Below are 16,315 nucleotides of genomic sequence, written 5' to 3'. Positions count from 1 at the left end.
CAACATGGAACGGTAAGGTTAATGCATCGCTAACGACAGGACGAAGGACTGGCCCCGCCGTCGCCGCGGCATCGTCTCCTTATCGCAAGTTGGAGGTCGACCGCATCATCTCGTCGGTTGTCGTGATGACCTTCGAGTTCATCTCGTAGGCACGCTGGGCACTGATGAGGTCGGTGATTTCGGATACGATATTGACGTTCGACGTCTCCAGCATCCCCTGGCGGACGCGCCCGAAGCCATTGGCATTGGCGACACCGTCGATCGGGTCGCCCGATGCCGGAGTCTGCAGATAATAGTTGTCGCCGATCGCCTCGAGTCCCGCGTCGTTGGCGAAATTGGAGATCTGGAACTGTCCGACATTGACCGGCTCCACCTGGCCGTCGAGGGCGGCCATCACTTCGCCGCTGGCGTTGATCGCTACTTCGACCGCATCTTCCGGAACGGCACCCGGACCAATCACGCGGTAGCCGTCCGGTGTTACGATCTCACCCTCGGCATTCAACTGAAACGATCCTGCCCTTGTATAGGCGGTGTCGCCGTTCGGCAATTCAACCTGGAAGAACCCGTCGCCGTCCATAGCCAGGTCGAACGGGTTGGAGGTCTGCTGCATATTGCCCTGTTCGTGTATCCGATATACGGCGGCGGTCTGGACGCCGGCCCCGATCTGGACGCCCGCCGGGACGATCGTCCCCGCATCCGACGACGCCGATCCAACGCGGCGGATGCTTTGATAGAGCAGATCCTGGAACTCCGCACGCTGGCGCTTGTAGCCGCTTGTCGACATGTTTGCGATGTTGTTCGAGATCACGTCGACGTTCAACTGTTGGGCCAGCATGCCGGTGGCGCCGATGCTCAAGCTTCTCATGTCTTCTTCTCCTCATGGGCGGGACGGGGATCGACGGCCGGAAAAGGGTCCGGCGCGTCAGCCCGCCCGTGGGCGCGGCAGTTCACGAATGGCCGTGCGCTGGCGTTCGTGTTCGGATTCCAGAATATTCTGTGTTTTCTGATACGCGCGCGAGATGTCGATCATGCGCGTCATTTCGGCGATCGGTATGACATTCGACGCCTCGCGCATGCCCTGGACCACTTCGGTGGCCTCGGCTTCGGCGGGGACGGCATTGCCAACGAACAATCCTCCGCCGAGCGGCTCCAGAGTGCCCGGGTCCTCGAACTCGACGACCTTCAGGCGGCCGAGCGGCCCGGCATCCGACTCGATTTCGCCGCTCGTGCTGATGGAAAGCTGCCCGGCGTCTTCGGGAATGACGATCGGCGCATCGTTGTCGTCCAGAACGGGCAGCGAGTTGGCATCGATCAGGCGCCGCTCGGCATCAATGGCAAATGTTCCCGAGCGCGTATAGCGGGGGCCACCGGAGGTTTCGACGACGAAGAAGCCCGGACCGTTGAGGGCGTTGTCCATCATGTTTCCGGTGTGCTCCATCTCGCCCTGGCTGTGATCGCTTGTCACCGCCAGATCCGTGACCTGCCGAATACCCAGGCCCGCCTTTGGCCCCGGACGGTCAGGCAGGTTCAGATAATCCGAGAAGAGCATTCCCTGAGCCTTGTAGCCGGTCGTGCCCATATTGGCGAGATTGTTCGCCACGACATCCATCTGCCGGCGCAGCGCACCTTGTCCGGAAATCGCTATATAGGATGTTGCGTCCATCGATTGGCCCTCGTCCCCGGGAGGCCGTCGGCGTCGTCTTTCTGGGACGGCGCGTCCGGCAGGATTGTCCGGGGGAGAGCCAAAGCAGGGATCGTGCCAACTCGGCGCGGTCGGTGCTGCCCGAGGGTCAAATGCCGATGCTCATCCAGTCCGATCCTTGGGAGGCGGCGAGCGATCGAGCTGAAAAATCATTGAGTTACAGGGCTGTGCATGGAACTTCTAATCCAGCATATCAGGTTTCCGTGGCAGGAACCTCGTGGCTTGAAATGCCGGACGGAGTCAGCCGGACTGCTGCCCCTTTCGGTTTCGGGCTGTTCCTATCGGCAGATGGTGCCGGGTATTTTTTGCCGACTGCAGGCTGGTCGCGTTGGCATGCATGCGAGCATACGGGCGCGGATGCGGGAGGAACGGGATCGGCCATGAAACGAGTTATTAACTAATCAGACCTTACCGTCGCTGGCATTCGAACGGCAGGAACCGAGGGCACGGCCAGCATGACCTCCGACACAATGGATCAAGCATTCGACGACGCGGTCGCGAAGCTTCCCCGCAAAAAGATGAGCGGGAAAAAGCTTGTTCTTTTCATTATCTTACCGCTTCTCGTCGTTCTCGGGATGGCCGCCGGACTCTACGTCACGGGCGCCCTGAGCGCGATCGTCAGCAGCTTTTCCTCAGCCGAGGCGGCGGTAGAGGAAGAGCAGCCGGTCGATCCGTCCGAGCCGGGCTATTACTACGAACTTCCCGACATGCTGGTTAATCTGAACACTGGCGATCGGCGTCAACACTTCCTCAGGTTGCAGATCAGTCTCGAACTGGCGCGGGAATCGGATGTAGAGCATGTGGAGCGCGTGCTTCCGCGCATCATCGACCAGTTCCAGGTCTATCTTCGGGAACTCGACGTAACCGACCTGCAGGGGTCGGCCGGGCTCTATCGACTGCGCGAGGAACTGTTGCGCCGGGTCTCCAACCAGGCAGAACCTGCAGAAGTGCGCGACGTACTTTTCCGCGAGATGCTTGTTCAGTAACGGCAGCGCCTTACTGCGGCATCCGCCGGCCGACTCTGACGGCCGATTACGGGCCGGTCCAGCAATCAGGACGAATTGATGAGCGACCCCACCGCAAACGAAGATCAGGACGCCATGGCCGACGAATGGGCGGCCATGATGGAGGGCGACGACGAGGACGACGATCTCGACATGTCGGCCGCCATGGGAGTCGAACCCGGTTCCAACCGTGTGCTTGATCAGACCGAGATCGACAGCCTCCTCGGCTTCGATGGTGATGACGACGGCGCCCACGATACGACCGGTGTCATGGCGCTCGTCAACTCGGCCATGGTCAGCTACGAGCGGCTGCCCATGCTCGAAGTCGTGTTTGATCGGCTCGTGCGAATGATGTCGACCAGCCTGCGGAACTTCACATCCGACAATGTCGAAGTGTCCCTGGACCAGATCACCTCCATCCGATTCGGCGACTACCTCAACTCCATTCCCCTGCCGGCCATGCTTTCGGTCTTCAAGGCCGAAGAATGGGACAATTTCGGGCTGATGGTCGTTGACTCGGCGATGATCTACTCGATCGTCGACGTTCTGCTCGGCGGGCGCCGGGGCACTGCAGCGATGCGAATCGAAGGGCGGCCTTATACGACGATCGAGCGCAATCTGGTTGAACGCATGGTTCACGTTGTCCTGTCCGATCTATCGGCCGCGTTCGATCCACTGTCACCTGTAACCTTCCGGTTCGAGCGGCTCGAAACGAATCCGCGCTTCGCCACCATCGTTCGGCACGGCAATGCGGCCATGCTGGCGAAGCTGCGCATCGATATGGAAGACCGCGGCGGCAGGCTGGAACTGCTTATCCCTTATGCGACCCTGGAGCCGGTCCGCGAGCTGCTGCTGCAGATGTTCATGGGCGAAAAGTTCGGTCGGGATTCGATCTGGGAGAACCATCTCGCGAACGAACTCTGGCAAACCGACGTGCAGCTCAGCGCGGTCCTGGACGAGGTGACGTGTTCCCTTGCCGACGTGCTCAACTGGAAAGTCGGATCCCATCTGCCGCTGACCACCGGACCGGGCGGCATGGTCGAACTCAGATGCGGAGACAGTCCCATGTTTCGTGGCCGAATGGGCCGGCGCAAAGGCAACATTGCCGTCCGGGTCGAGCAGGAATTGATTGAGCAGCCGGACGAGGTGGAAGGATGATCATGAACTACGGGCTCGTGCTTGACAGCATGATTGTCGTGCTGTTGGGAGCAACGATCGTTTACGCGATCATCCTGAACAAGCGCCTTCAATCCCTGCGCAACAACCGAGCGGAACTCGAGCAGGCGGCGCGTGCGTTTGCCGAAGCGGCATATCGGGCCGACGAATCCATTCGATCGTTGCGCTCGGCTTCCGATGGCGCGGGCGCCGAACTGCGGGAGCAGATCCATCGCGCCCAGTCGCTGCGTGACGAGTTGAAATTCCTGGTCGAAGCGGGTGAGGGATTGGCGGATCGCCTCGAAGTCGCCGCCTCGACGGCCGTTGAAGGACGAAACGATGGGCGCGGCAAACGCCCCGGTTCGAGTGCCGGCGCAAGGACCGGCGCTACTGAGACCACCAATCAATCGAGAGATCAGTCTGGTAGCCGATCTGGCGCTCAGGGGCGTGGCTCGTCTTCAGGGCCTACGAATGGGGCCAACGGGGGTGGGTCGAACGCGGGGCGGCCAGGCTCGGGTGGGCAGGTGACGCCGCTGCGCGCGCGCGCCTCGCCGTCGCCTGGGGCCCCTTCCGACGACGAGGCGCCAAAGACGCGCGGCCGCGGCGATGTCGACCTCCTCAAGGCCATTGAGAACATGCGGTGACGCTGATGAGCGATGATCAGGACTTTGCGAAAAGGCGCCGTCACCGGCAGAGCGGCGAGGACAGTATTGCCTCACGCCGGGAAATGCGGCGTCAGCGGACTGGCGAAGCCGGCGACGATATCGACGCCAGGCGATCGAGCAGGCGTAGTGCCGAGACCCACGCAGCGAAGGCGGCCCTATCCAACCACGACGAGCCGAACAGGGAGTCGACGCAGCCGGATAGCGCGCACGAACCTCGGCCCTATAAGGGCGCCGATACGGGCGACGCGTCGGCGCCGACCAACCCGGCGCCGACACTGCTTCAACTGGCGTCCGGCGCCGGTGCTGCGATACGGGGCTGGGCCAACCGTATCGCCGGTGTCCCTGCGGCGGTATCGTCGGCAATTCAGCGACCGCGTTTGCGATTGTTGCCGAGCGTCATCTTCGTCGCGGTGGTCATGCTGGGGTTTCGCGTTGGCGACGTCTGGACCGGCGTGCAGCAGGGCGGGTTCTTCGGGCCCGGCGTCCCGTCGCGTGCGGAAGAAGCCGGTACCGGGCAAGACCCGGATGCCGATCAGGGCGCCACGAGTGCCGAGAACGCTGGGGCGGATGCGCAATCCGCGACTAACGCCGAGACCGGAAACGACGCCGGCGCGAGCGCCAGTGCTTCCCGTCCGGGTTTGCTGGAATCACTCCGGGACGGCAGTCGTAGCGCGACGGAAAGAGAATTACTGGACGATCTCGCGGCCCGGCGCGACGCGCTTGACGAGCGGGAGCGTGCACTCACTGAACGCGAGGCCCTTCAGGAAATCGCCGAACGCCGCATTGAAGAAAAAATGGCGGAACTGGAAGCTCTGCGTGAGCAAATTCGGTCGCTACTGGGTCAGGTGGATGGAGAACGGGAAGAGCAATTGGCCGGACTTGTTGCCATTTACGAAAACATGAGACCGGGCGACGCAGCGCGAATATTCGACGGTCTTGATATGGACGTTCTGATCGATGTTCTCGATCGAATGGCTCAGCGCCGATCAGCACCGATAATCGCCAACATGCAGCCCGAGCGCGCTCGGGAAGTTACCCGTGAACTTGCCGACAGGGGGCAATTGCCCGATTTGCAGCCGCTACAGGATTGACGGTTCCGCATGGATCGCGTTTCCCCCGCTGCGATTTTACCGGCTGTTAACCGCGACCGGGTACCGTAGCGATGTCACCCTCCTTTGTTCCGGTCCTACCGAATCGGCTGGGACCTGTGTGTCAGATCAAGATCGCCTTACAATTGGCGAATGAAGAACGGAGCTAAAGATGACCGTCGACAAGTCCATGTCCATTCTGATTGTGGACGACTACAAGACTATGCTTCGGATCATCCGCAACCTATTGAAGCAGCTCGATTTTGAGAATGTGGATGAGGCGACGGACGGTTCCAGTGCACTGCAGAAAATGCGCGAGAAAACCTATGGGCTCGTTATTTCGGATTGGAACATGGAGCCCATGACGGGTCTTCAGCTCCTGCGGGAAGTGCGGGCAGACCAGAAGCTCAAAGATACGCCGTTCATCATGATTACTGCTGAATCCAAGAAGGAAAACGTCGTGGCGGCACGTGAAGCCGGCGTCAGCAACTATATCGTGAAGCCGTTCAATGCCGAGACACTGAAAGGAAAGCTGGTTTCCGTGGTCGGTCAGTTCTGACGCAGGGCACCGGCGGACCACTGACTGGATCGGCTGTATGGTAGTTTGGCAGAGGAGGGGGCGGCAATGACCACGAGAGCGAACGGTGCGTCGGCCGAGACGATACCCGGATTGGCGGAAAGCCTTGATGAGGCGCGGGCAAATGCCGAAGCGCCTTTGACGCGCAGCGACGTCGCGGAAATCATTGCAGAGGTCATTGGCACCATGGAGGGCGACCTGACCTCCCTGGACTTCAAGATCTACCGTGAACTGGATTCGCTCGCGAAATACATTCAGGCAGCGCGATCCGAAATCGCGCAGATCCGACCAGATGAGATCAGCGCAGACTTCATTCCCTCGGCCACCGACGAACTCGATGCAGTTGTCGGCGCCACGGAAGAAGCAACCGGAACGATACTGGATACGGCTGAGCAGATTCAGAACATCGCCGCGACGCTGGAAGGCGACGTTTCTGATCAGTTGATGACCCACACCATCAATATCTTCGAAGCGTGCAATTTCCAGGATATTACCGGTCAGCGGATCACCAAGGTCGTGAATACACTCAAGCATATCGAAAACAAGATCGATACGCTCGTCAACGTCCTGGGTGAGGAAGTGGCCAAGGCGCGGTCTTCGGGCGCCGCGCAATCGGCTGACGCTGCGGACGTTGACATGTCTCTGCTAAATGGACCGCAATTGCCGGATAAGGCGATCGACCAGGACGAAATCGACCGGCTTCTGGCTGAGTTCGATTGAGTGCCGAACCGGAGCAACGCTCGTCGTCTTTGGCGAGGCGGCGTTCGTCACGATGTTGACTATTCCCGGATCCTGAATCCATCTTGCTGCCGGATTCGGTTTGGCCGGCACGTGTTGTTTGTTCTACGGCGTCAGCGATTGTAAAGCCGGCGGTGAAGTCGGCCCCCTCCGAGCAGCGACGCGGCTCAGTCGGTAGGAATGGGCTTGCGGACCAACCAGGGGATCGCATTTGTTGGAGCTTCGCTTTATGCGGGAACACAGCGTGCCGAGAATCGTCCTTTTGGCGCTGTGTTGCATTGTCGGTGCGGTGGGCGCCGTTCTGTCGCCGCTGGCAGCGGGCGCGCAGGATCTCAGGTCATGGGACCATGGAGATTACGGCCGGGCCGTCTTCGAATGGGGGCAACCCGTCGACCATCGGCTCGATCAATCGGGCCGAACCGTCGACATTACCTTCTCCGAACCTGTGTCGGCCGAATTCGACAGCGTTCCCCAGTCGTTGTCCAACTATGTGGCCTCGATTTCGCAAATTGGCCTGGAGACCGTGAGGTTTACACTCACCGGTGATGCCGATGCGACGGCATTCGGGACCGGAACGGCCGTAATCCTGGATATCCGGCCGAGCGACGGCGACGGCCAGTCATCTGACTCTGCTTCGTCTGGTGCGGGTCTGGCATTCATGGCACCCGCGGCGGTAAATCCTGGCAGCGCGATTTCTTCGAACGCGGGCGGAATTGGACTGCCGGCCCGCGAGCCGGGTGACGCATCCGGCGATGCCAGCGCCATTCCGTCATCCAGGTCAGCGGGTGACCAGACTAGCGCATCAGGATCTCGCCAATCTGCCGCTTCATCGTCACAAGTGCCGACTTCCCAGGAAGATCCTCCCCGGATTTTGAGCCCGGAACCCAGCCCGGAACCCAGCCCGGAACTCGGTCAGACGGTGGGACTCCGCGGCGGCGTGCACGAGGCGTTCGATCGGCTCGTCTTTGATTGGCAACAGCCGACGGCATTTTCCGTTCATCAGGATGGACAAAGGGCACGGATTTCGTTCGAAAGACCCGGAAGCTTGAATCGGTCGGGATTTTCCGAGAACGCTCTCAGCCGGCTGGAGTCGGCTGCTGCCGTAGGATCGGGTGCCGGCGGCGGATTGGTCGTCGACCTGGGCCTGAGCCCCGGGACACGAGTAGATTCTTTCTCCATCGACAATCGTGCAGTGATTGACCTCCGCGACGGCGAGCCCCGCCAGGACGATCTCCCGGCACTGGATAGCGGTGATGGTCGCACTCTCGCCGCCGCATCGACTTCCGATCGGCAGCAGCCGCCTTCCGAAGGTCAGCCGATCGAAACGCGTTCGGACAATGGTCGGCCGGACAATGCACCGCCGGACGGGGCCAATCCGAATGGATCCGAGGTGGATGATGGTCCTGCGACGGTCGAGGGAAATCCGTTCCGCCCCCGGCCGTCGCCGCCACGCCCCCCCCGCGTTGTAGCCGAATCCGGTGATGGCGACGTGGATCTCGGTCGTAATTTGTCCGGTGATGACTTTTCAAGCGACCCTGGCAGCGATGCGGCCGAAGACAGTGCCACGAGTGCCGATCCCGGTGCATCGGCCGCGCGCGCGCCTGACGAAACCTCGCAGGTCGCTGAAGACCAGGGGACCATCCCTGAACGCCCGTCAGCGCCGCTAACCGGGCGCAGCGACAGTGAGACGCCATCGCCCGGAACTGTTCGCGCCGCGTCGGAGATCGACGAAGATGATTTGCCAAGCCTGGAGGATGTTTCCAGTTCCGTGGAAGATACGCTGGCGCGGCTTGATGCCGGTCGCCAAGCGCGCAGCAGGTCAAACCGCAGTGACGATGGCGCCAGTATCCTTCCAACCGATAGCGCACGATCCGGATACGGCACGGTTCCCCGGGAGGCGTTGGAGGTTCGGACAATCGATGCGCCAGACGGCAGGACAGTCGAATTCGATCCGGGCGTTCCGTCCTATGCGGCGTTTTTCCTCAGGAATGACGCTCTCTGGGCCGTATTCGCTTCGCGGAACAGACTGAATGTGAGCGATCTGGCGCGAGACAGCGAACCTGTTCTCGGCGCACCTCAGACGGTGGAAGCGACCGGCGGCGTAGCGCTGCGTTTCGCCGATGCCAATGCGCGGGGGCTGTATGTTCGCCGTGACGCGACGGCGTGGACTGTTACTCTGCTCGATCAACACCGATCGGCTGAAGTCCCGATCACCCTGTTGCGACAGCCCAATCATCCCGCCGGGAGCCGGGTGCTGGCAATGGCGCCCGGCGCGCGTGGCGTGGTTCGATTGCGGGATCCGGAGATCGGTGACGTTCTTCTGGTTGCTCCGGTTTCCCAAGCCGGTATCGGCATGCCGACAACGCGCGAATTTGCGCAACTGGAGTTTCTGAAGGCGGAGATGGGAATTGCGGTGCGGCCAAAGGCTGACGATATTCTCATGAGCCTGACCCCGGACGGAGTGGAATTGACTGCCGATACCGGGCTGGTTCTGTCACCCGACGTCGATACCCGGCTTGCCGCAGCGTCCCGTCCCGGCGACGGCGTGCCGCGCTTTTACGATTTCGCGAACTGGACGACGCCGGAACGGGCCTACAACACCCAGCGCCGGGAACTCGAACGCCGGGTTGTGGAAAGCCAGGACGACGAGAAGGCGTCGGTTCGAATGGAACTGGCGCGGCTCAGCCTCACACACGCATTGCCGCACGAAGCCCTGGGAATGCTGGAAATCGCAGCGGACCTGGATCCGGATCTCGGCGATGAGCCCGACTTTCTGGCACTCCGGGGGGCGGCACGCGCACTGGCGGGGGAATTGGATGGAGCAGCGTCGGATCTCGACCACGATGCGTTCGTCAATGCCGCCGAGGGCTATGCCTGGCGGGGGCTGGTAGAGGAACGCCGTGGCAATTACGACGGGGCGGCGCGGGCTTATTCCAGAGCGGGCGATGTTTGGGCGGACTACCCGGACGACCTGCAGATCGAGCTCAGAATGAGCGCAGCCCTGGCAACACTCAAAAGCGGCGACATCGACGGCGGCCACAGGCTCGCAAATGATCTGCTCGATGATTATGGTGAGCTTGTTTCGGATACCGGCGCGTTCCAGTACCTGACGGGCCTGATAGCAAAAGAGCGGGGCGATGGCGATCGTGCCGTTGCCTGGTTCGGTGAGGCGGTGGATAGCAACGATCGCAAACACTCAGTGCTGGCAGAGCGGGAACTCGTCGCTCTTCAATCCGAGCGCGAGGAGATCGATCCGCAAGATGCGGCCGATCGACTGGAACAGCTTCGATTTGCGTGGCGCGGCGACCACCTGGAACTGGATCTGCTGGAAGACCTCGGTACCGCTTACTGGCGCGACGGAGCCGTCCGTCAGGCGCTTGCGACCTGGGATGACGCAAGAAACCAGTTCGCCGATTTGCCGGCCGCATCGGATCTGACGGACCATTTGCGAAGCCGCTTCGTTCAGGTTTTCATCGGTGAGGAGGGGCCGGCATCGGCGCTCGATCCGATTGCCCGGTACTCCATATACGAAGATTTCAGTCATCTCATGCCACCCGGAGAACTTGGTCGCGACATTCGTCTGGCACTGGCGGAGGGTCTGGCGCAGATCGACTTGCTCGCCCGATCAGCCGCCATGCTTGAAGATATGTTGGCCGACGGTCTTCCGGCCGACGAAATCCCCGACGTGGCGACTCGTCTGGCGGGGCTGCGATTGCTCGACAACAGGGTCGAGGACGCACTGGATGCCACCGATCTTGCGCTCGACACCGATCCTGCACCGGAAACGGCTGCCCGCGCGCGGGCATTGCGGGCACGGGCGCTGTCGGAGATTGACCGGCCGAACGAGGCGTTTGCAGCCATCGCTCAGGACGACGGCGATCTTGCGGATGCGGCGCGTCTTGATATCGCGTGGCGGGCCCGGAACTGGCCGCGTGCAGCCGAAGCTCTCTGGTCGCTGATCGACCGCGCTGAAATTGATGGCGACGCCCTGAACACGGAATGGCGCAACAGGATCATGAACCTGACGCTGGTACTCGCTCTTTCTGACGACCAGGCGGGTCTGGACGAGGTTTCCGAGCGGTTCGGCGACCAGTTGGCCGACGGGCCGGAAGGAGAGGCCTTTCGCGTCCTGACCCGGTCGGGCGGCTCGATGGACACGCTGGACCTCCAGTCAATCCGCGACGAAGTGGCCGAAGTCGCACTCTTCGAGTCTTTCCTGGACGGGTTCAGGCAGTCCGGCACTGCCGGCACTGCGGATGCGGCCACGCCGATGAATTGAGCAGCGCCGGTCTACTCGTCGGGTCTGCTCGTCCGATCATCGAATGCCTGTCACGAACATTGCCGTTCTGCCACCACGCCTTTGGCGTTATGTCATTTTGTGGGACCGAAGGCCCGCCTCGCCGGGCTTGATGGGATGCAGACGTCAGGGGCACTGCCCGGGGCGGCGAGGTTTGCAACGGGCTACCGGCGAGAACCACTGCCTGAGCATTGCCCGGTGCCATCCACCGTTCGGTCAGCCGAAACTTCGCACCAGCGAGCCGGCAACGAGGTACCAGCCATCAACGAGCACGAAGAAGATGATCTTGAAGGGCAGGGAGATCATAACCGGAGGCAGCATCATCATGCCCATCGACATCAGGATCGAGGCCACCACCATGTCGATGATCAGGAAGGGCAGAAAGATCAGAAAGCCGATTTCGAAGGCCCGCCTCAGCTCCGAAATCATGAATGCCGGTATCAGTGTCTGAAGAGGAACGTCGCCCGGATCTTCAACGGTTTCGATCTCGGCCATATCCAGGAAGAGCCGCAGATCCTGGTCGCGCACGTGAGACAACATGAACGCGCGGAACGGCTCGGCCGTCCGGGAAAACGCCTCCATCTCGTCGATCTCTTCATTGAGCAGCGGCTCGATGCCGACTTCAAAGGCCTCCTCCATCACCGGCGCCATTATGAAGAAGGTCAGGAACAGCGCGAGGCTGATCAGAACCGCATTCGGCGGTGTCTGTTGCACGCCGAGGGCGGAACGCAGGAATGACAGGACGACAACGATCCGTGTGAACGAGGTCACCATCACCAGGATCGACGGCGCCAGCGACAGGATCGTGACCAACGCAACGATCTGAACGATCAATGCGGTTGACGATCCGCCGCCAAGATCAAGGTCCCCCAGGCCTTGCGCGAAAACCGCGCCCGACCCCAGCAATCCAGCGGATCCGATGATGACTCCGGCAGCCGCCGCGCCGGAACAATATGGCCGCGCCAACCGCAGGAGACCTGCTGCGGAAATTCCGAGCGAAGTATGGCGTTTCATCGCGGTCCACCGGTGGGAGGCTGAGAGTGGTCGTCGGCGCGCGAACCGGCCGTCTGCGGTGCCCGCGAATCCGGGGCGGCATCCAAGGGGAAGCCGTGGCCGACCGATGTTGTCCGAGAAGACGGTAACGGTGCGCCGAGAACCAGATCCCCGTTCTGCCCGAGTAGAATGAGATGCTCCTGATCGTCGCACGAAAGCAGTACCAGACGGCGTCTGCCGTCAAGCGGCAGTGTTTCGATGACGGACAGTCGCCGCTGGGTTCTTTTGGGCCGCGTTACGGCGACCGCACCGGCAAGTCCAAGCCGTCGTAGCAAGACGGCAAGACCGCCGATCAGGGCGAGTACGAAAACGAGGGCGCCGACATACTGGGCATAGTCTGTCCATTCCAAGGTTCAGCGCCCCTGTTTGCCGGTCTGAACCATCGCCGCAGAGGCGTAAGCCCGATGAGATCGCGAGCGGGTCTCGGGCGGCTGTGTCTCCGCGTCGGCGTGATTGGGCGAATCCGGTAGGGCTGAGGCGTACGAAGTCATGGCCGCTTCAAGCTGGTTGATCGATGCCAGCAATGATTCCGCCGTTGAAAGCCAGGTTCGGCCGGCATCACGGTCGAGCGTTCCGATGCGGCTGCAGAGATCGCCGATCGGCCCCAGCAGCGGCGTAAGGTCAATGATGCAGCCCGCTGCGACCGCGCTTTGCGCATGCGCCAGATCGCGTTCCACCGACGCCAGAAGTTCGGATAGCAACGGTCCGGATGTACCCGGTTGCGGGTCTGACAGCGACTCCGGTGCCAAATCGGGCGTCTTAGCGGTCATTGCTCATCTCCACGCCTGTCCCTCCATCGGCGGTACCGGGCGCGAGCTCAGGAGAAACGCGATACAGATAGGAAAGGATCTCGGCAACTGCGACGAAGGCTTCCTCCGGGATTTCGCTGCCGACATCGACGCTCGCCAGGATTTCGGCCAGATCCGGGTCCGTACGGACTTTGACATCGTTGGCAAAGGCACGGTCCAGTATTGCATCGGCCAGATGACCTTTGCCGGACGCAATGACACGGGGCGCGTTGGATTTGGCCTCCCGATAGCTCAATGCGACCGCGAGCCGGCGTTCCGGTTCAAAGGGACCGGTTTTCGGGTCGGCAGGTGATCTGCCGCTGGAGAATCGTGTCATTGCCTATCCCGAACATCGTGCTCGGCCGAATGTCCGCCATCAACGTTAAGGAAGGATGAACTTGGTTAACGTCGCATATTTCTCACCAGAGGCCTGGGTAATGTAGGTCGGGGAGCATCGTGCGGGCTTTCAGGCTTTGTTAACGACGCCCTGCGACACTCGCATCATTCAAATGTCGCCGCGTCGATGTTGACCCAAGAGATAACCGGCTGCGCGGCGCTGGAAAGACCTTTGGACCGAATGTCCAGGAGAGATGCGCGCTATGGATATGAGCGGCCTGTCGATCTTCCAACTGATCGGTCAGCGATTGAACTGGGTCGGGCAACGTCAGGACGTTACGGCCCAGAACATCGCCAATGCCAGTACGCCCGGCTATCAGTCGGAAGATCTGGTGCCGTTCGAGTCGCATCTCAGGCGCAGCCCCGGTGCGCGCAATGTCGTGCAGGTGGCCACCCATTCAGCCCATATCGGTCACCCTGCATCCGGCAGCCGTGCAACCGCCCATGACGGTGGCAGCGCCGTTCGTCAGGAACGTGTTCGGGACCCGGCAGAGGTCGATCCCAACGGCAACAGCGTATCGCTGGAGCAGGAACTGATGAATGTGGCCGAAAACGCCGCCAATCACGAGATGGCGCTCAATCTCTACCGAAAACAGATGGGGATGATACGTACGGCGATTGGCGCGAGAGGCGGCGGCTGACCAGCATAGCGCCGCTCCCGGGTCGAACCGGGAACAGGCCCTGACTTCGGCAAATATGGTGGTTCGGCCAGACGATCTGGCGGATGAGGAGATAGCGCGTAATGTCGGATGAACTGTTCAGCACGATGGCCATTTCCGCCTCGGGGATGCAGGCGCAGGGAAAGCGTCTGAGAATTGTTTCGGAGAATTTGGCCAATGCCAATTCGACCGCCGAGACACCGGATGGGCTTCCCTATCGACGGCAAGTGGTGACGTTTCGCAACGAACTGGACCGCGAACTGGGGGTGAATCGCGTCAGCGTTGACCGGGTCACGCTCGATGATTCGGAATTCCAGCGCCGATACGACCCGGCGCATCCCAGTGCCGACGACGAGGGTTACGTACTTTATCCAAACGTCAGCACCCTGGTCGAAGTGATGGATATGCGCGAGGCGCAGCGATCCTATGAGGCGAATATGAATGTTATTCAGCAATCCAAAAGCATGATGATGAGCACGATCGACCTGCTGCGCTCGTAATCGTTGTTCCAGTTGAGAGTTCGGCCGGTGTCAGGTCGATAATTCCGGGAAAGTCAATCCGATGCCAATGATGATCAACAACGCACTCGCCGCCTACCGCAACGCCGCATCGCAGGGAACGGGCCAGCCAGCGCCGACGCCGGAGATCGACCAGGCCCCGGGATCGGATTTCGGGTCGATGGTGCGCGACATGATCGACGAGTCGATCGAGGCGGGGCACCAGGGTGAGGAAATGACCGCGCGCGGCATTGCAGGCCAAGCGGATCTGTCCGACGTCGTCATGGCGGTCAACAGTGCCGAGATGTCGCTTCAGATGGTTGTGGGTGTGCGCGATCGCGTGATCCAGGCCTATCAGGAAATTATTCGTATGCCGATCTAAGGGCGACAAGGGGGCGGAGACTGTTGCGAAGCCGGGGGCGCAGGCAGTCGGCGCACTTCTTCACCGGAGCGTCGTTAACCATAAATAAACGCTAGCAGGCCGATACTCGGGGAGTGCGCGGATGTTCGCGCCGACCCGCAGAATCCGGGGTTGGCGCATCCTTCGCGGCGCCGGAAAATGCCAGCGAAGGGGCGGATCATGACGCCAGCAGAAGCCATCGACATAGGCCGGGATGCGGTCGTCGTCATGCTGCAGATGGCGACTCCCGTCCTGCTTGTCGCTCTTTTCGTCGGTGTGGCGATCGCGCTGGTTCAGGCGCTGACGCAGATCCAGGAAATGACGCTGACTTTCGTGCCCAAGATCCTGGCCATTTTCGCATCTCTCATCTTCCTCATGCCGTTCATGCTGTCGGTTCTGACCACCTTCACCCATGTCCTGGCAGATCGAATCATCGCGGGGGGGCCGTGAGCGGGTCGGTGATCGATAGCGGTGCCGGCATGGCCGCCGCCCGTCGGCAGTTCGCGGCGATCCACCTATGGAATTGACCGAATCGGCCCTTTATTCGACGCTGTTTCCCTTTGCCGCGGTTTTCCTTCGCGTTGGTGCGGCGCTCATGGTGCTGCCGGGTATTGGGGATGGGTTCGTCAACCCGCGGATCAGGCTGATCATCGCGCTGGGGCTTACGCTGGTTGTGGCGCCGGTCGTCGAGGGCGCCCTGCCGCCAGCGCCCCAGACGGGCGGCGCGCTCGGCATTCTGATCATCTGGGAGACACTTTACGGCCTCTTCATCGGACTGGTGGCGCGATTCATCATCGCGGCCGTCGACATCGCCGGCATGATCATTTCGTTCGCGATGAGTTTTGCGAATGCCTTCGTCTTCAATCCGGCAATGGAGGCCCAGGGGTCTCTCGTCAGCAACTTCCTTGGCCTCATCGCGATCGTCATCATCTATCTGGGCGATTTTCATCATCTGATGCTGATCGCGATCGTCGACAGCTATTCCCTGTTCGAGGCCGGAACGCCGCCGCCGATCGGCGATATGGCCGATATGCTCAGCAGGCTGCTGGCGGATTCGTTCAGTCTCGGACTTCGTATGGCCGCGCCGTTCGTAACGCTCAGTCTCGTGTTCTATCTTGGTCTTGGGCTTCTGGCGCGGTTGATGCCGCAGGTTCAAATCTTCTTTGTCGCGCTACCGATGAACATATTGCTGGGCCTGATTGTAATGGCCATGGTTCTTTCAAGCGCGATGCTGTTCTGGCTCGAAGCGTTCCAGGACCGGTTCACCGGTTTGCTGGCGCCGGTTTGATCGGGCAG

The 16,315-nt window shown here is 61.2% G+C and carries 18 protein-coding genes; 12 read left to right on the top strand and 6 right to left on the bottom strand.

The genetic code is table 11. The features are described 5' to 3' along the window. Nucleotides 1–79 precede the first annotated feature (79 nt). Both flgG and ABZ728_RS12435 read right to left on the bottom strand, forming a co-directional pair. Nucleotides 80–865, bottom strand: a complete 786-nt coding sequence (flgG, locus tag ABZ728_RS12440) for a flagellar basal-body rod protein FlgG (RefSeq protein ID WP_366656471.1) — start codon at nt 863–865, stop codon at nt 80–82. A 57-nt stretch (nt 866–922) separates the two neighbouring features. Beyond that, the gene (locus ABZ728_RS12435; RefSeq protein WP_366656470.1) at nt 923–1,663 is read right to left on the bottom strand and encodes a flagellar hook basal-body protein; all 741 of its coding nucleotides are present in this window, start codon (nt 1,661–1,663) and stop codon (nt 923–925) included. A 494-nt stretch (nt 1,664–2,157) separates the two neighbouring features. Between ABZ728_RS12435 and ABZ728_RS12430 the strand changes: the two genes are divergently transcribed. The 7 genes from ABZ728_RS12430 (at nt 2,158) to ABZ728_RS12400 (ending at nt 11,208) form a co-directional block, all read left to right on the top strand. After that, complete coding sequence (locus ABZ728_RS12430; RefSeq protein ID WP_366656469.1) at nt 2,158–2,688, top strand: flagellar basal body-associated FliL family protein; 531 nt, start codon at nt 2,158–2,160, stop codon at nt 2,686–2,688. Between the two features lie 78 nt (nt 2,689–2,766). Beyond that, nucleotides 2,767–3,864 (top strand): flagellar motor switch protein FliM, encoded by a 1,098-nt coding sequence (gene fliM, locus ABZ728_RS12425; RefSeq protein WP_366656468.1) that lies wholly within the window; start codon nt 2,767–2,769, stop codon nt 3,862–3,864. A 2-nt stretch (nt 3,865–3,866) separates the two neighbouring features. Further along, on the top strand, nt 3,867–4,505 hold the full coding sequence (locus tag ABZ728_RS12420) for a DUF6468 domain-containing protein (RefSeq protein WP_366656467.1): 639 nt from the start codon (nt 3,867–3,869) through the stop codon (nt 4,503–4,505). Between the two features lie 5 nt (nt 4,506–4,510). Beyond that, nucleotides 4,511–5,617: a hypothetical protein gene (locus ABZ728_RS12415; RefSeq protein WP_366656466.1), complete on the top strand. Its 1,107-nt coding sequence runs from the start codon at nt 4,511–4,513 to the stop codon at nt 5,615–5,617. 169 nt (nt 5,618–5,786) lie between these two features. Then, the gene (locus ABZ728_RS12410) at nt 5,787–6,173 is read left to right on the top strand and encodes a response regulator (RefSeq protein WP_366656465.1); all 387 of its coding nucleotides are present in this window, start codon (nt 5,787–5,789) and stop codon (nt 6,171–6,173) included. A 66-nt stretch (nt 6,174–6,239) separates the two neighbouring features. Then, nucleotides 6,240–6,911 carry a protein phosphatase CheZ gene (locus ABZ728_RS12405; protein WP_366656464.1) on the top strand — a complete coding sequence of 224 codons (672 nt, stop codon included), beginning with the start codon at nt 6,240–6,242 and terminating at the stop codon, nt 6,909–6,911. Between the two features lie 247 nt (nt 6,912–7,158). Continuing rightward, complete coding sequence (locus ABZ728_RS12400) at nt 7,159–11,208, top strand: hypothetical protein (RefSeq protein WP_366656463.1); 4,050 nt, start codon at nt 7,159–7,161, stop codon at nt 11,206–11,208. A gap of 234 nt (nt 11,209–11,442) precedes the next feature. Here ABZ728_RS12400 and fliP read toward each other — a convergent pair whose 3' ends face one another. Genes fliP through ABZ728_RS12380 form a run of 4 tightly spaced genes read right to left on the bottom strand, consistent with a single transcriptional unit; the run spans nt 11,443 to nt 13,404 of the window. Next, the gene (fliP, locus tag ABZ728_RS12395) at nt 11,443–12,240 is read right to left on the bottom strand and encodes a flagellar type III secretion system pore protein FliP (RefSeq protein WP_366656462.1); all 798 of its coding nucleotides are present in this window, start codon (nt 12,238–12,240) and stop codon (nt 11,443–11,445) included. After that, nucleotides 12,237–12,629: a flagellar biosynthetic protein FliO gene (locus ABZ728_RS12390; RefSeq protein WP_366656461.1), complete on the bottom strand. Its 393-nt coding sequence runs from the start codon at nt 12,627–12,629 to the stop codon at nt 12,237–12,239. The genes fliP and ABZ728_RS12390 overlap by 4 nt, the downstream gene beginning before the upstream one ends. A 3-nt stretch (nt 12,630–12,632) precedes the next feature. Next, on the bottom strand, nt 12,633–13,049 hold the full coding sequence (locus tag ABZ728_RS12385) for a hypothetical protein (protein ID WP_366656460.1): 417 nt from the start codon (nt 13,047–13,049) through the stop codon (nt 12,633–12,635). After that, nucleotides 13,039–13,404, bottom strand: coding sequence for an EscU/YscU/HrcU family type III secretion system export apparatus switch protein (locus tag ABZ728_RS12380; protein ID WP_366656459.1), 366 nt, complete (start codon nt 13,402–13,404; stop codon nt 13,039–13,041). Before ABZ728_RS12380 ends, ABZ728_RS12385 begins: the two co-directional genes overlap by 11 nt. 262 nt (nt 13,405–13,666) lie before the next feature. On the opposite strand from ABZ728_RS12380, the gene flgB reads away from it, so the two are divergent. From flgB to fliR, 5 genes are all read left to right on the top strand, one after another. Beyond that, entirely contained in the window at nt 13,667–14,104 is a 438-nt protein-coding gene (flgB, locus tag ABZ728_RS12375; protein ID WP_366656458.1) for a flagellar basal body rod protein FlgB, read from the top strand. 101 nt (nt 14,105–14,205) lie between these two features. After that, nucleotides 14,206–14,622, top strand: a complete 417-nt coding sequence (gene flgC, locus ABZ728_RS12370; protein WP_366656457.1) for a flagellar basal body rod protein FlgC — start codon at nt 14,206–14,208, stop codon at nt 14,620–14,622. Nucleotides 14,623–14,683: 61 nt separating this feature from the next. After that, the gene (gene fliE / locus ABZ728_RS12365) at nt 14,684–15,001 is read left to right on the top strand and encodes a flagellar hook-basal body complex protein FliE (protein WP_366656455.1); all 318 of its coding nucleotides are present in this window, start codon (nt 14,684–14,686) and stop codon (nt 14,999–15,001) included. A gap of 198 nt (nt 15,002–15,199) precedes the next feature. Beyond that, a complete protein-coding gene (fliQ, locus tag ABZ728_RS12360; RefSeq protein WP_366656453.1) occupies nt 15,200–15,469 on the top strand; it encodes a flagellar biosynthesis protein FliQ in 270 nt (89 codons plus the stop codon). A gap of 67 nt (nt 15,470–15,536) precedes the next feature. Then, nucleotides 15,537–16,307 (top strand): flagellar biosynthetic protein FliR, encoded by a 771-nt coding sequence (gene fliR / locus ABZ728_RS12355; RefSeq protein WP_366656452.1) that lies wholly within the window; start codon nt 15,537–15,539, stop codon nt 16,305–16,307. Nucleotides 16,308–16,315: the final 8 nt, after the last annotated feature.

The organism is Fodinicurvata sp. EGI_FJ10296, from assembly GCF_040712075.1.
Classification (GTDB): domain Bacteria; phylum Pseudomonadota; class Alphaproteobacteria; order DSM-16000; family Inquilinaceae; genus JBFCVL01.
This window is presented reverse-complemented; position numbering and strand designations above follow the sequence as displayed.